11 protein-coding genes are annotated in these 14,616 nt (G+C 48.9%); 8 read left to right on the forward strand and 3 right to left on the reverse strand.

The window, feature by feature from the left end; all coding sequences use genetic code 11:
* The coding region (locus tag QVP67_RS06455; RefSeq protein WP_288179973.1) for a tyrosine-type recombinase/integrase at nt 1-1,401 on the reverse strand (1,401 nt) is incomplete at its 3' end.
* A gap of 578 nt (nt 1,402-1,979) precedes the next feature.
* Between QVP67_RS06455 and QVP67_RS06460 the strand changes: the two genes are divergently transcribed.
* A complete protein-coding gene (locus QVP67_RS06460; RefSeq protein ID WP_416372161.1) occupies nt 1,980-2,783 on the forward strand; it encodes a M15 family metallopeptidase in 804 nt (267 codons plus the stop codon).
* 42 nt (nt 2,784-2,825) lie between these two features.
* Nucleotides 2,826-4,028, forward strand: a complete 1,203-nt coding sequence (locus QVP67_RS06465; RefSeq protein WP_022162753.1) for a THUMP-like domain-containing protein — start codon at nt 2,826-2,828, stop codon at nt 4,026-4,028.
* A 40-nt stretch (nt 4,029-4,068) separates the two neighbouring features.
* Here the strand turns inward: QVP67_RS06465 and QVP67_RS06470 are convergent, their stop codons facing one another.
* Nucleotides 4,069-5,883, reverse strand: coding sequence for a mechanosensitive ion channel family protein (locus tag QVP67_RS06470; protein ID WP_288179976.1), 1,815 nt, complete (start codon nt 5,881-5,883; stop codon nt 4,069-4,071).
* A 196-nt stretch (nt 5,884-6,079) separates the two neighbouring features.
* On the opposite strand from QVP67_RS06470, the gene QVP67_RS06475 reads away from it, so the two are divergent.
* From QVP67_RS06475 to QVP67_RS06495, 5 genes are all read left to right on the forward strand, one after another.
* Nucleotides 6,080-7,081, forward strand: coding sequence for a calcium/sodium antiporter (locus QVP67_RS06475; RefSeq protein ID WP_022162755.1), 1,002 nt, complete (start codon nt 6,080-6,082; stop codon nt 7,079-7,081).
* A gap of 91 nt (nt 7,082-7,172) precedes the next feature.
* On the forward strand, nt 7,173-8,309 hold the full coding sequence (locus QVP67_RS06480; RefSeq protein WP_022162756.1) for a hypothetical protein: 1,137 nt from the start codon (nt 7,173-7,175) through the stop codon (nt 8,307-8,309).
* 678 nt (nt 8,310-8,987) lie between these two features.
* Nucleotides 8,988-10,904, forward strand: a complete 1,917-nt coding sequence (locus tag QVP67_RS06485; RefSeq protein WP_022162757.1) for a DNA topoisomerase IV subunit B — start codon at nt 8,988-8,990, stop codon at nt 10,902-10,904.
* Between the two features lie 21 nt (nt 10,905-10,925).
* On the forward strand, nt 10,926-11,387 hold the full coding sequence (gene coaD, locus QVP67_RS06490) for a pantetheine-phosphate adenylyltransferase (RefSeq protein ID WP_022162758.1): 462 nt from the start codon (nt 10,926-10,928) through the stop codon (nt 11,385-11,387).
* Between the two features lie 57 nt (nt 11,388-11,444).
* Complete coding sequence (locus tag QVP67_RS06495) at nt 11,445-13,052, forward strand: S41 family peptidase (protein WP_022162759.1); 1,608 nt, start codon at nt 11,445-11,447, stop codon at nt 13,050-13,052.
* Here QVP67_RS06495 and QVP67_RS06500 read toward each other — a convergent pair whose 3' ends face one another.
* Nucleotides 13,053-13,655 (reverse strand): phosphatase PAP2 family protein, encoded by a 603-nt coding sequence (locus QVP67_RS06500; RefSeq protein WP_071148548.1) that lies wholly within the window; start codon nt 13,653-13,655, stop codon nt 13,053-13,055. It lies immediately after the preceding gene.
* Nucleotides 13,656-13,891: 236 nt separating this feature from the next.
* Between QVP67_RS06500 and QVP67_RS06505 the strand changes: the two genes are divergently transcribed.
* Nucleotides 13,892-14,569, forward strand: coding sequence for a b558 family succinate dehydrogenase cytochrome b subunit (locus QVP67_RS06505; protein ID WP_022162761.1), 678 nt, complete (start codon nt 13,892-13,894; stop codon nt 14,567-14,569).
* Nucleotides 14,570-14,616 lie beyond the last annotated feature (47 nt).

Genomic DNA, 14,616 nt, shown 5'->3' on the forward strand with positions numbered 1-14,616 from the left:
TTTAGGCTTCTCATTAAGCAAATAATAATTATACTCCAACATCTTCGCAAGAGGATAAGCACCTATATAGTTAGAAGTGATGTCACCGCCACCACTATGCCCCATGCTGTCACTTATGTATTTATAAGGTACAACACCAGAATTATTGAGATTGGTAGCAAAGCTATGTCTTGCCCATGTTGGTGATGGTGTTTGTTCCAGTCCTATGAGTTTAGCGACTTTTGCCATGTGCTCACGTATATATCTATTATAACGTTGAATAACCCATATCTCCTGTTCAGGGGTAATAAGTTCGCTCATTATGGGAAATACCCTTCGCCCAAGTTTTGGAGCATTACCATATCGGTTGAGTATCTCTTGTATCTCAGGTGTAACAGGAAATATTACCTCACTGGCACTCTCGTTTCGTTCCCGGGTCTTATGACGAAGAAAACGTAACTGTTTGCCATGAGTGGCATAGTATAGTTCATCATAAGTCAAACGAAGAGTATCAGCAAGATTTTGCCCATCGCCTAAATACATAAAGAGGAATAATCCGAGGTCGCGAAATATAGCATGTTTTTCTCGTCCAAGAAACAACTCGTTCCCATCCTTGTCTTTTGCCTCACCTGTTTTCCAGAAGTCATAAAGTTTACGCATGGTAGCCACATCAAGAAACTCATGCTTGCGGCTTTGGGATTTATTGTAACCTGTGTCCTTGAACATTTCCTTGGTATCACCTTTCATTAAACCATTTGAGATACACATATTGATGATTGTTCTGAGGCTACGAAGTGCGATGGCAATGGTCGTGGTACTCAATTCGTTTTTCTTCATGATTTTTACCCATTTCAAGATAAAGTCACGGTTTATATCGGCAAACGATATGTCCATTCCCAAATCTTTGACAAAACGGTTGCGCACATCTTTACTGCAACGAGCAGAGCCAGCCTTGCCTTCATTAGTTTTAGATTGAATGTATGAATCCCACACTGTAATAATGGTGCTGTCATCATCCTTTCTACCCTGAAATCTGTCTTGCAGCTTGCGAAGAGAGAAGTTGTTTTCTGCGATAAGTTGATTGGCGATAAGTTCCACCCTATCCATTAGATTTTTCATGTTGTTTCTCTCTGTCAGTTGAACACGACGACCACTTTTTTCGTATTCGCACAAGGTCAACCATTCTTCCATAGTGTATGTTTTGCCCAAACGAAGAAAGACTTTCTGTCCGGCATGACATACACGCACGGCAACAGGAAGCGGTTGCGAATAATCTCCTGCTTTTCGTATGTCAAGAGTCAACGAGCCATATACATTGCCATTAGAAGCTGTGAATTTAGCAAGGCATTTTTCACCTCTTGAAATGGTTTTTACCTCCTTATTCACCATTTCGGTGACCTTATCAATTCCTTCTTTCTTCATAATACGTTAATTTATAAGCCAAACTTTACTCGTTTCGGTGACCTTGAGGTGACCTTTTCGGGAGCAAACTACTGCAAATGTATGTATTTCTCTGCAAACTGCCAAATACATTAGATACTGTAAATCAACACATTTATATTACACGGAATTTTATGAAATATTACTCGAAAAGACTCATAATCTGGAGGTCCCTGGTTCAAGCCCAGGCTGGTCCACATTGAAAATCAGGCAGTTACGAATTTCGTAACTGCTTTTTTTATGTCCTTGCGAAAACAATGCGTAAACACAGTATCTCTGTTCCAACCGCCTTAACCTAACCAGTCTGTGAAGATAAGAATGCAATCGATCACTCTGTCTATAAATTTATCTATTTTCCGCTTTACACCCTTCCAATAAATCTTTTTCATCATGCAACATCCATTTTCCCATTAATCGGCAGCCCAAGTTACGAAAATTTATTGTATGACGGACAACTTTCGTCAGAAAACATCAGTTTCCGTTAGCGGAGCACTGGCACTCCTTTTTCTTTCCCCCTCCACCCATTTGCAGGTACGTAAATAAGTTCCTATCTTTGTTGCATGAAAAAAGCATGCGATTCTTTGGGTCGGGCCTGCTTTGACAGGTGTTACTTGCAGATTCTGCTCGTACTACTCTTTCTGCCCATGCTGTACGCCTGCAAGACAGACGCGAAACAGACTGCGAATACGGAAATAGATACAACCGGAAAGACAGAAGAAACGATCGTGGCAGATACAGCAGTCCCCCTTCCTGCCAAAAGCCGGACGGCGCTTTACCTCGACTCGCTCGGACTGGTCTGCATCAGCGAAGCAGACAGTAGCATTGCAGTAGACCTGATGTACACCCGTGCCGACAACTTTACTGGCAAAATACTTTACGAAGATTTGCACGAAGCCTACCTGCACCCCGACGCCATGACGAGCCTGCAGAAAGCACAACAACAGCTGAAGGCAGAACACCCGTCGTACAGCCTCATCGTCTACGACGCTGCCCGCCCGATGTCCGTCCAGCGAACCATGTGGAACGCAGTGAAGGGCACCCCCAAATACATCTACGTCTCCAATCCCGCCCACGGCGGAGGACTGCACAACTACGGTCTGGCCGTAGACGTCAGCATCGTAGACGAACAGGGAAAGCCTCTGCCCATGGGTACTCCCATAGACTACCTGGGCAAGGAAGCTCACATCACAGCCGAAGAACAGCTTGTAGCACAAGGCAAACTGACCGAAGCCGAACGGCAGAACCGCCTGTTGCTACGCCGTGTGATGAAGAACGCCGGCTTCCGCCCCCTGCCAACCGAATGGTGGCACTTCAACCGATACAGCCGGCAGACAGCCAGACAACGATTCCCGATTATTCCCTGACCGCCGGCCTCCTGAACATTTCCTTTTAATAGAAAAAGCCTTATGACACTGACCGAAGAAACCCTCCGATTCGTAGCCGAACACCGGCACGACGATGTACGCACACTGGCACTGCAAGCAGCCCGCTATCCACATGTAGACATGCCTGTAGCACTGACGCAGATAGCCGGCCGACAAGCTGCCGAAGAAAAGATACCCACCTGGGCTGCGACAGACGGCATCCTCTATCCGCCACACCTCTCCATGGAGCAATGTTCGTCGGAGGTGACGGCCCGCTACAAGGCCACCATCGTCGAAGCTTTCGGAGGCAGACACGAACAGTTTGCCGACCTGACAGGCGGATTCGGCATCGACTGTTCTTTCCTGTCCGCACTCTTCAGCCATGCCACTTATGTAGAACGGCAAGAAGTGTTGTGCGAAGCGGCCCGCCACAACTTTCCGCTGTTGGGACTGGAGCACATCAACGTGTGCCATGCCGACGGCACCGACTACCTGCGGGACATGACCGGTACCGACTGGCTCTTTCTTGATCCTGCCCGCCGCGACGGACACGGCGGAAAAACCGTTGCCATAGCCGACTGCGAACCCGACGTCGCCGCCCTCGAACCGCTGTTGCTCGAAAAAGCCGGACACGTATTGATAAAGCTATCGCCCATGCTCGACCTGACCCAGGCCCTGCATACCCTGCAGCACGTCAGCGAAGCACACATCGTCTCCGTAGGAAACGAATGCAAGGAGCTGCTGCTGGTACTGACACGCGGCGACATGACCGAACCCGACCGCGTCCCCATCCGTTGCATCAACCTGCCCACGGACCAGGCTGCTTTCAGCTTTACACGTCAGGAAGAACAGGACACTGCGTGCCCGTATGCCCCAACACTTCGCACATACCTGTACGAGCCCAATGCCTCCCTGCTTAAAGCCGGAGCTTTCCGCAGCCTGGCCAACGCATACAAAGCTGAAAAACTGCATCCCAACAGCCACCTCTACACCTCGGACATGCCGCTGCCCGACTTCCCCGGCCGTATGTTCCGCATAGACGGCTGGTGCGGCTTCGGCAAAAAAGAAGTAAAAAGTCTGCTGGGCGAAAACCGGAAAGCCAATATCACTGTCCGCAACTTTCCCGCCACCGTGGCCGAACTGCGTAAACGGCTGAAACTGGCCGAAGGCGGCAACATCTATCTATTTGCAACAACACTGGCCGAAGGACAAAAAGTGCTGGTCAGATGCAGCAAGCCCGACTAAACACAGCACGTCTGTCTATCGCGTGACAGAAGGTACACACTTACTTTGCTGCACCTTCCTCTGCCTCATCCGTTGTTTCGTGAGGAATAGTTGAAGCATTTCCATCGCGCACGGCCATGTAATGGGGCGACATGATTTCGACACCGGCTTCGTTGAAGCGGTCCTGAATATTCTGATGCAAATCCGAATAAATCTGTGCCAGACGGTCGGCATCCTTGATGTAGGCATTGACCTGATATACCGGATACCAGTCGCTTAACGAAGTAGAAAGGACAAAAGGACGGGGATCGTCTACCACGCCGGGGGTATTGAGTGCTGCCTCTATCAGCAATTTATTGACCTGCCGCCAAGGGACATCGTATCCGATACTGACTTCGGAGTGGATAATCAATCCGTAATCGCGCGCCGACTGACTGAAATTCACCGTATGCGAAGACATGATAAACGAGTTGGGAATAGTCACGACTTCGTTTTTAGGCGTACGTATACGGGTTACGAGTGGAGTTTTCTCGACCACGTTACCCGTCGTATCGTTCAGCTTGATACGGTCGCCCAGCTTAAAAGGACGCATGTAAGTGATGACCAAACCGGCAATAATATTTCCGATAACCGTGCTCGACCCCAGCGAAATAATCAGACCTACAAATACCGATATCCCCTGAAATACTCCCGAATTGGATCCCGGCAGATACGGATAAATCATCGCAATCATAAAGGTATAGAGCAGAAAACGGATAATGTGATAGGTAGGCATGGCCCAGTCGGGATAGAATCCGTTCAATTTAAGACGTTCTTCCTGTACCTCATTCGCCAGATAACGAAACATCCGCACCAGGTACTTGATAGCAATACAGATGACAAGAATGGTGAACAGATTGGGGATATAGGCCAACACACCATAAAGGATGCTTTTCACAGGATTCCAAATATAGGAAAACAACTGATAGGCCAGATCTTTGGTCTGCGGAAAGATGGAGAACAGCAGAGGCACTGTAAGCAACAGCTGCAACAGCATAATGACATACCGGAACAGATTGGCCAGCCATACCAGTACAATCACTTGCCTGCGTGTGTCCAACAACTCAAAGTCCTGAATGGAAAATGCCTTCAGGCGCGTATGCTTCAGCCGGACAATGCGTGCCTTCAGCTTGCGGAACAGCCAGTTGGTAAGTTTGAACAACAGGAACTGTCCTACAATCACCAGCAGGAAATAAGCAATACGTTTGCACAATTGCCAAAAGCCGTGTTCGGCTTTCATCACCTTCAGCTTTTCTACAATCACCTGACGCCTGATCTCGGCCAAACGGTCGCGCGAACAACTTTCCCACAAACCGTCCTGGTCGGTAAACGAAACAAGTACCTTGTCGCCATACATCAAGTCGGTAACAATATCGGTACTTTCGATGTAGACCGAATCAGGATGCAGATTGAAGCGCTTGCCCAACGCCGTGATGTCGCGTGACACATTTTCGGCCCGCTGCTGCGGAGAAAGGCCTCCACGCTTGGCATAAAGGTAGAACAGAGTATCTTCGTCCACTACTACGGGAACGCCCAAGGTAACCTGCCTCAATGAATCGATACGCTGTTTTTGTGACGCCAGTTTTACCGAATCGGCAGCATAAGCAGCCAGCTTCATCTGCTCAATCTCCATACGCAGATTGGCTTCATTCAGTTTGGCTGTTGCCAGTTCTTTCCGGACAGCGGCAAGATGCAGTGAATCACTATCAGCCTTTATCTCGGAAGCCTGCAAACTGTCGGCATGGAAAATATCAAGAACCTTTTCTACCACCTGAGCCGGCAGAGCGACCGGAACCCACAACAACAGACTAAAAATAAGAAACAGGTTTTTCTTCATACTCATAAACATTCTATTTTGTTCCAAAATCAAAACAAGGGAGCAAACATACGTAATGTTTCCGATATTTCCACATTCCGCTCCTTACAAAGGCGAAAAAAAGTGTTTGTCACGTCCCGCTTTTGCCCATTATCCGTGAAATGTATATCTTTGCCGCACAATAAATAATAACCAATAACATCATTATTCCCTGTATATGGATATTCTTTTGCTCATCGGAGGCTTGCTCCTCATCCTGCTGGGTGCCAACGGACTGACCGACGGCGCCTCTTCCGTAGCCAAACGCTTCAACATCCCCAACATCGTTATCGGACTGACCATCGTAGCTTTCGGTACTTCGGCACCCGAACTGGCCGTCAGCGTATCGTCGGCCTTGAAAGGCAGTGCCGACATAGCCGTAGGAAACGTAGTAGGAAGTAACATCTTCAATGCCCTGATGATTGTAGGCTGCACAGCCATGTTTGCCCCCATCGTGGTGCAACGCAACACGTTGCTCAAAGAAATACCGCTCTGCATACTGGCCTCACTTGCCCTGTTGATTATGGGCAACGACATGCTGCTCGACAAGTCCGGCGAAAACGTTATCAGCATCACCGACGGCCTTATCCTGTTGTGCTTCATGGCCATCTTCCTGAGTTATACTTTTGCCATTGCAAGAAGTGGCCTCACCCCCTCTCCCGAAAAGAGTGGAGAAAGCGACGGTTCGGCTGCTGCAGAAGAAGAAACGGAAATTAAAGAGATGCCTCTGTGGCGGTCTCTGATATACATCGTGGCCGGACTGGCAGGCCTCATCTACGGCGGACAGTTTTTTGTAGACGGTGCCAGCGGCATTGCACGCAGTCTGGGAGTCAGCGAATCGATCATCGGTCTGACGCTGGTGGCAGGAGGAACCTCACTGCCCGAACTGGCAACCAGCATTGTTGCCGCCTTGAAGAAAAATCCTGAAATAGCCATCGGCAACGTAGTAGGAAGTAATCTGTTCAACATCTTCTTCGTTCTGGGTTGTTCGGCTTCTATCACCCCCTTGCACCTGGCAGGTATCAACAATACCGATCTGCTGGTACTCGTCGGCTCCAGTATCCTGCTGTGGCTGTTCGGAGTCTTCTTCGGCAAGCGCATCATTACACGCGTCGAAGGTGCCATACTGATAGCATGCTATGTGGGATATACAGCCTGGCTGATCTACAATGCCGCCTAAAACTCATGACTGGGGCATCATTCTTCTTCCCACATAGTTCATTCTTCATGAAAAAAAAGTATCTTTGCGCCATCAAACTAACTCAACGACCATGGCTGTTACAATAAAAAAAGTTACCACAAAAAAAGAACTGAAGCGCTTTATCCGCTTCAACTACGAACTATACAAAAGCAACCCCTACTCCGTACCCGACCTTTACGACGATATGCTGAACACGTTCAACAAAAAAAAGAACGCAGCTTTCGAGTTTTGCGAGGCCGAATACTTTCTGGCATACAAAGACGGGAAACTAGTAGGTCGTGTGGCCGCCATCATCAACAATCGGGCCAACCAGACCTGGAACAAACGGGAAGTCCGTTTCGGATGGATCGACTTTACCGACGACGCCGAAGTGGCAGATGCCCTGATCAGCACTGTCGAACAATGGGGTAAGGAGCGTGGAATGACCCACATCACCGGTCCGTTGGGTTTCACCGACATGGATGCCGAAGGAATGCTTGTCGAAGGCTTCGACCAGCTGGGTACCATGGCTACCATCTACAACTATCCTTACTATCCGCAGCACATGGAACGGATGGGATTTGCGAAAGATGCTGACTGGGTAGAATATAAAATATTTATCCCCGACGCCATCCCCGACAAGCACAAACGCATCTCTGACCTGATACAGCGGAAGTACAATCTTAAAGTAAAAAAATATACATCGGGGAAAGAAATAGCCCGCGATTACGGACAGGCTATTTTCGAACTGGTGAACGAAGCCTACACACCACTTTACGGTTACTCGGCTCTGACGCAGAAACAAATAGACCAATACGTCAAAATGTACCTGCCCATTCTGGACTTGCGCATGGTGACACTCATCACCGATGCCGACGACCAGCTGATTGCCGTAGGCATCTCCATGCCATCGCTGTCCGAAGCCCTGCAGAAGTCGCACGGACGTCTGTTGCCTTTCGGATGGTTCTACCTGCTCAAAGCTCTGTTCTTCAAACGCCGCGCCAAGATGCTCGACCTGCTGCTCGTAGCCGTCAAACCCGAATATCAGAATAAGGGTGTCAACGCACTGCTGTTCTCCGACCTGATTCCCGTCTACCAGCAATTGGGTTTCGAATATGCCGAAAGCAATCCCGAACTGGAACTGAACGGAAAAGTACAGGCACAGTGGGAATACTTCCGCACGGAGCAGCACAAGCGTCGCCGAGCATTCATCAAGGAAATCAAGTAATGCCTGAAGAGATTGTTTTTATCCCGTTTTTGCTCGAAATCCGATGAAAAAACGATGATTTCTGACGGAAAACGGATGTTTTTTGACGGGAAACTGATGAATTCTGACGAAAAAACAACGAATTTTGGCGGAAAAACGATGAAAATTCGCTCAAAAACAAGCAAAAAACACCGAAAAAACAGCAGAAATTGATGAAAAACAGCTTAAAACAGGTATAAAAAACGCCTTAAAAAGCAAACTAACAAACTGATAGTAAACAATTTACCATCCATTTACGCAAAGAAACGACAAAAAAACGTCTCTTTATATATATAAAAAGAAAGAAAGAAAAAAAGATATTGTTGTTGTTAGAGAAACGACAACCGACGACAACGTTCCACTTGAAACAATCGTCCGTATCAACGGAGGCTCATACTGAACAAATAAAGCCGCCGCATTTGCCAGACAGACGCGTGGCGTTTTCCTGGCAAATGCGGGGCAACAGCCCCACAAACCCCAGCGGTTTTGCCTGCAAAGTCCAGGGATATTGGACAAGAAAACGGCGAGATGACCGCATACAGAAGCCCTCTGCTCGGCTAAAAGCCCAAAAACTTCTCCCCTAAAAAGAATAAAAAATTTGTTCATGCCCCATAAAACCGTTATTTTTGCAAGATAAGACAGAAAGGGAATAGTCAGACCATGGAAGAAGAAGAAAAAGACGGCAACCTGCAATTTACAGAAGCACCGGTAGAATATACCGAAGACAACATACGCCACCTGGACGACATGGAGCACATCCGTGTCCGCTCGGGTATGTACATCGGCCGGTTGGGCGATGGTTCACAGAACGATGACGGCATCTACGTCCTGCTCAAGGAAGTTATGGACAACTCGATTGACGAGTTCAAAATGGGAGCCGGCAAAAAAATCGAAGTGAACATCGAAGACAACCTGCGCGTCAGTGTACGCGACTACGGCCGGGGCATCCCCCAAGGCAAGCTCATTGAGGCTGTCAGCAAACTGAATACAGGCGGAAAGTACGACTCAAAGGCGTTCAAGAAAAGCGTCGGACTGAACGGTGTAGGTATCAAAGCCGTCAACGCACTGAGCAGCCATTTCGAAGTCCGCAGCTACCGCGACGGTAAAGTACGCACTGCCATCTTCGAACGGGGCGTACTGCAAAGCGACACTACCGAAGACACACAGGAAGAAACCGGTACCTACATCTTCTTCGAGCCGGACAACACCCTGTTCCTCAACTACAGCTTCCAGAACGAGTTTGTAGAAACACTGCTGCGTAACTACACTTACCTGAACACAGGTCTGACCTTCATCTACAACGGCCAGCGCATTGTCTCGCGTCACGGTCTGGAAGATCTGCTGAAAGATAATATGACCAGCGAGGGCCTTTACGACATTGTCCACCTGAAAGGCGAGGACATCGAAATAGCCTTCACCCATACCAACCAGTACGGCGAGGAATATTATTCCTTCGTCAACGGCCAGCATACCACCCAAGGCGGTACACACCAGACAGCCCTGAAAGAGCATCTGGCACGTACCATCAAGGAATTCTACAACAAAAACATGGACTATGCCGACATCCGCAACGGACTGGTAGCCGCCATTGCACTCGATGTAGAAGAGCCCATGTTCGAAAGTCAGACCAAGACCAAGCTGGGCTCGAACAACATGTGGCCCGCCGTGCCGCAGGAAGACAAGCCGGCAGGTCCCACGGTGAACAAGTACGTGGGCGACTTCATCAAGACCGAAGTGGACAACTACCTGCACAAAAATCCGCTGATGGCCGAAGTCATGCTGCAGAAGATACAAGACTCCGAAAAAGAGCGCAAAGCCATTGCCGGTGTCACCAAGCTGGCTCGTGAGCGTGCCAAGAAAGCCAACCTGCACAACCGCAAGCTACGCGACTGCCGCTACCACCTGAACGACGGTAAAGGCAAGGAACAGGAAGCCGAATCGTGCATCTTCATCACCGAGGGCGACTCGGCCAGCGGCTCCATCACCAAAAGCCGTGACGTGAATACCCAAGCCGTGTTCTCGCTACGCGGAAAACCGCTGAACTCCTACGGACTGACCAAGAAGGTAGTCTACGAGAACGAAGAGTTCAACCTGTTGCAAGCCGCCCTCAACATCGAAGACGGCCTTGACGGACTTCGTTACAACAAGGTCATCGTGGCCACCGATGCCGATGTGGACGGCATGCACATCCGTCTGCTCATCATCACCTTCTTCCTGCAGTTCTTCCCCGACCTCATCAAGAAAGGCCACGTGTACATCTTGCAGACCCCCCTCTTCCGTGTACGCAACAAAAAGAAAACCAACTACTGCTATACCGAAGACGAACGGCTGAAGTCCATCGAAGAACTGGGACCGAACCCCGAAATCACCCGATTCAAAGGTTTGGGCGAAATCTCGCCCGACGAGTTCCGCCACTTCATCGGCAAAGACATGCGGCTGGAACAGGTGAACCTGCGCAAAAACGACCTTGTGAAAGAACTGCTCGAATTCTACATGGGCAAGAACACCATGGAACGGCAGAACTTTATTATAGATAATCTGGTTATCGAAGAAGACATGGTAAATGAAGATTCTTAATTCCTCATTCTTAATTTAACTATGACCAAAGCTATTTTTCCGGGAACATTCGACCCCTTTACCATCGGCCACTACTCTGTAGTGAAGCGTGCATTGACATTTGTCGATGAGGTTGTCATCGGCATCGGCATCAACGACAAGAAACACAGCTACTTTCCTACCGAAAAGCGTGAAGCCATGATACGGCAACTCTATAAAGACGAACCGCGCGTCAGCGTCAAATCCTACGATTGTCTTACTATCGACTTCGTTCTGCAAGAGAAAGCCAACCTCATCATCCGCGGCATCCGCACGGTGAAAGACTTCGAATACGAAGAAACCATTGCCGACATCAACCGCAAACTGGCGGGAGTGGAAACCATTCTGCTTTTCACCGAACCCGAACTGACCAGCATCAGCTCGACCGCCGTACGCGAACTGCTACAGTTTCAGAAAGATGTCAGCCAATTCCTGCCCGAAGGCATGAAGATTAGTGAAGAATAATCAGCTAAACAGAGAAGTGCAATCTGTAGCGAAAACCTACTGAAAACAAATCACATCATGAAATATATACTATTACCGGTTCTGCTTGTCTGTACCCTTGCTCTACAGGCACAGAACATCAACCAGGACGCTTTACGCAAATTGCAAATGGCCGAATTCGCCATCAGCAAGCTCTACGTCGACTCTGTAGACGAAAACAAGCTGGTAGAAGAGGCCATCATTGGGATGCTTGAGCAGCTCGACCCACACTCTACCTACAGCAACGCCGAAGAAGTGAAGAAAATGAACGAACCCCTGCAAGGCAACTTCGAAGGAATCGGGGTACAGTTCCAGATGATAGAAGACACCCTGCTCGTTATTCAGCCCGTAAGCGGTGGCCCCTCGGAAAAAGTAGGTATACTGGCCGGCGACCGTATCACAGCGGTTAACGACACAGCCATTGCCGGAGTAAAAATGAGTACCGAAGACATCATGAAGCGGCTGCGCGGTCCCAAGGATTCGAAAGTCAACCTGACCATCGTGCGCCGCGGCATTGCCGATCCGCTGCACTTCACTGTGAAGCGCGACAAAATACCCATCCTGAGCCTTGACGCCTCGTACATGATACAACCCCATACAGGCTATATCCGCATCAACCGTTTCGGAGCCACTACTGCCGAAGAGTTTCTCACTGCGATGAAAGACCTCCAGAAGAAAGGAATGAAAGACCTCATCCTCGATCTGCAAGGCAACGGCGGCGGTTATCTGAACGCCGCTATCGATCTGGCCAACGAATTCCTCAACCAGAAGGACCTGATTGTCTATACCGAAGGACGGGCTGCCCGCCGCAGCAATTTCTACGCCAAAGGTAACGGAAACTTCCGTGAAGGACGCCTCGTAGTACTGGTAGACGAATATTCGGCTTCGGCCAGCGAAATCGTCACTGGTGCCATACAGGACTGGGACCGTGGCGTAGTAGTAGGTCGCCGCACCTTCGGCAAGGGATTGGTACAACGTCCCATTGACCTGCCCGACGGCTCAATGATACGGCTTACCATTGCCCGATACTATACACCTGCCGGCCGCTGCATCCAGAAACCCTACAGCGGCAAAGGTGACGACATGCAGGAAGCTTACGCCAAGGATTTGCTCGATCGCTTCAACCACGGCGAACTGATGCACGCCGACAGCATCCACCTCCCCGACTCACTGAAATACCAGACCAAACGTCTGGGACGTACCGTTTATGGCGGCGGAGGCATCATGCCCGACTTCTTTGTCCCCATGGATACTACGCAGTACACTGACTACCACCGCAATCTCGTGGCAAAAGGAGTCATTATCCGCAGCACAACGGGCTACATCGAACACCACCGCCAGGAATTACAGAAGAAATACAAGAATTTTGAAGCCTTCGACAAGGATTTCGAGATAGACGAAGCCTTCCTGACCGACCTGCGTGCACTGGCCGACAAGGAAAAGGTGAAATTCGATGAAGCGCAATACCAACGTGCGCTTCCCCTCATCAAGACACAGTTGAAAGCCCTCATCGCCCGCGACCTATGGGACATGAACGAATATTTCCAAGTGATGAACGCCACCAACCAAAGCGTACAGCAGGCTCTGAAAGTGCTGAACGAAGGCTTCTACGAACAACTGATGGATAAGACTACGACTGAATTGTAATCAGTCACCGAACAACCATTTGTTCAGCCAACGATTGATATAGATATTAGCCACTGCACATCCGGCTCCGATTGCCGCGCCCGCCAGCACATCGGACGGATAGTGCACGCCTTCGTTCATTCGCGATACCCCTACCGAACAGGCCCACACGGCCGAAGGAGCAATCACATACCATTTGGGATACTTCACACTGAGCGACGTAGCCAATGCAAAGGCTGTCGCCGTATGCCCCGAAGGGAAAGACGGACTGTTCTCGTGGCTGTAAGCATGCACTCTATCGGGGTAGCGTTCATAAGGCCGCTGCCTGTCCACCAGATACTTCATGCCGTACGTCACAACAAAAGCACCTGCCACACTGGTACCTACATAAACAGCATCCTTCAGCAACTGCTTGTCATGCTTGGCCCATGCAGTTACCGCCATGGCAACAGGTACTCCAATTGCCACATACGGCTCCGTCCGTGAAATCACCTTATTATAATTACGAATGAACTTTCCGTCCCAACTATTGACACGATGCACCGTGTTGATATCCCAATTCTGCCCCCATGCACCCGACACGAGCAACGACAGAAAACATACAAAAAAAGTCCAACGTTTCATCATTTGCATTTCTATCAATTTAGCGTTCTAACATCCTTCTTTCCTATCAGGCAGCAAATATAATCTACTTTCTCCATACATGCAACGAACAGAGAAACAAGCCACTACTTATTAAGGAATTATTTCTTTAATTCCTTGCTTAATCAAGGTATTTCACCTATTTTTGCGGGAAAATAGCCATCGGGCATTGACAGGAATTTTTTTCTAACTATTAAATAATTTAAATTCAATCATTTATGTGGTTAAGTAATTCATCTGTAGGAAGGAAAGTGGTGATGAGCGTTACCGGTATCGCCCTTATCCTGTTTCTGACGTTTCACATGGCGATGAACCTTGTTGCGCTGGTTTCGGCCGAAGGCTACAACATGGTTTGTGAGTTCTTGGGAGCGAACTGGTATGCAGTGGTCGGTACACTCGGTCTGGCCGCCTTGTTCATCATTCACATCATCTATGCCTTCTGGCTGACTATGCAGAACCGCCGTGCACGCGGTAGCGAACGCTATGCAGTGGTAGAAAAGCCTAAAACAGTAGAATGGGCTTCACAAAACATGCTGGTGCTGGGTATCATCGTCATTGTAGGTCTGTGCCTGCACTTGGTACACTTCTGGTCAAAAATGATGCTTCCCGAACTGGCAGGCTGCCAAGATCTGGGCGTAATGATGAATGCCGCTAATGGTATCTATCACATCCAGAACACCTTTGGCAATGTAGTCAACGTAGTACTCTACATCATCTGGCTGGGTGCGCTGTGGTTCCACCTCACTCACGGTTTCTGGAGCGCTATGCAGACATTGGGATGGAACAACAAGACTTGGATTAACCGTTGGAAATGTATTTCTAACATCTACTCCACCATCGTTGTCATCTGCTTTGCACTGGTAGTTGTTGCATTCTACATCCAATCCCTTATTTAAGAGTTAACGAGTTGACAAGTTGACAAGTTAACGAGTTGACAAGTTGA

Origin of the sequence: Bacteroides sp. CAG:633 (assembly GCF_000435115.1) — a bacterium.
GTDB lineage: Bacteria > Bacteroidota > Bacteroidia > Bacteroidales > Bacteroidaceae > Bacteroides > Bacteroides ndongoniae.

Coding starts and splice junctions, on each gene's coding strand:
- QVP67_RS06460 (WP_416372161.1), top strand. CDS start 1,980: ATGAAAAAAGCATGCGATTCTTTGGGTCGGGCCTGCTTTGACAGGTGT.
- QVP67_RS06495 (WP_022162759.1), top strand. CDS start 11,445: ATGAAATATATACTATTACCGGTTCTGCTTGTCTGTACCCTTGCTCTA.
- QVP67_RS06465 (WP_022162753.1), top strand. CDS start 2,826: ATGACACTGACCGAAGAAACCCTCCGATTCGTAGCCGAACACCGGCAC.
- coaD (WP_022162758.1), top strand. CDS start 10,926: ATGACCAAAGCTATTTTTCCGGGAACATTCGACCCCTTTACCATCGGC.
- QVP67_RS06500 (WP_071148548.1), bottom strand. CDS start 13,655: ATGAAACGTTGGACTTTTTTTGTATGTTTTCTGTCGTTGCTCGTGTCG.
- QVP67_RS06505 (WP_022162761.1), top strand. CDS start 13,892: ATGTGGTTAAGTAATTCATCTGTAGGAAGGAAAGTGGTGATGAGCGTT.
- QVP67_RS06470 (WP_288179976.1), bottom strand. CDS start 5,883: ATGAAGAAAAACCTGTTTCTTATTTTTAGTCTGTTGTTGTGGGTTCCG.
- QVP67_RS06480 (WP_022162756.1), top strand. CDS start 7,173: ATGGCTGTTACAATAAAAAAAGTTACCACAAAAAAAGAACTGAAGCGC.
- QVP67_RS06475 (WP_022162755.1), top strand. CDS start 6,080: ATGGATATTCTTTTGCTCATCGGAGGCTTGCTCCTCATCCTGCTGGGT.
- QVP67_RS06485 (WP_022162757.1), top strand. CDS start 8,988: ATGGAAGAAGAAGAAAAAGACGGCAACCTGCAATTTACAGAAGCACCG.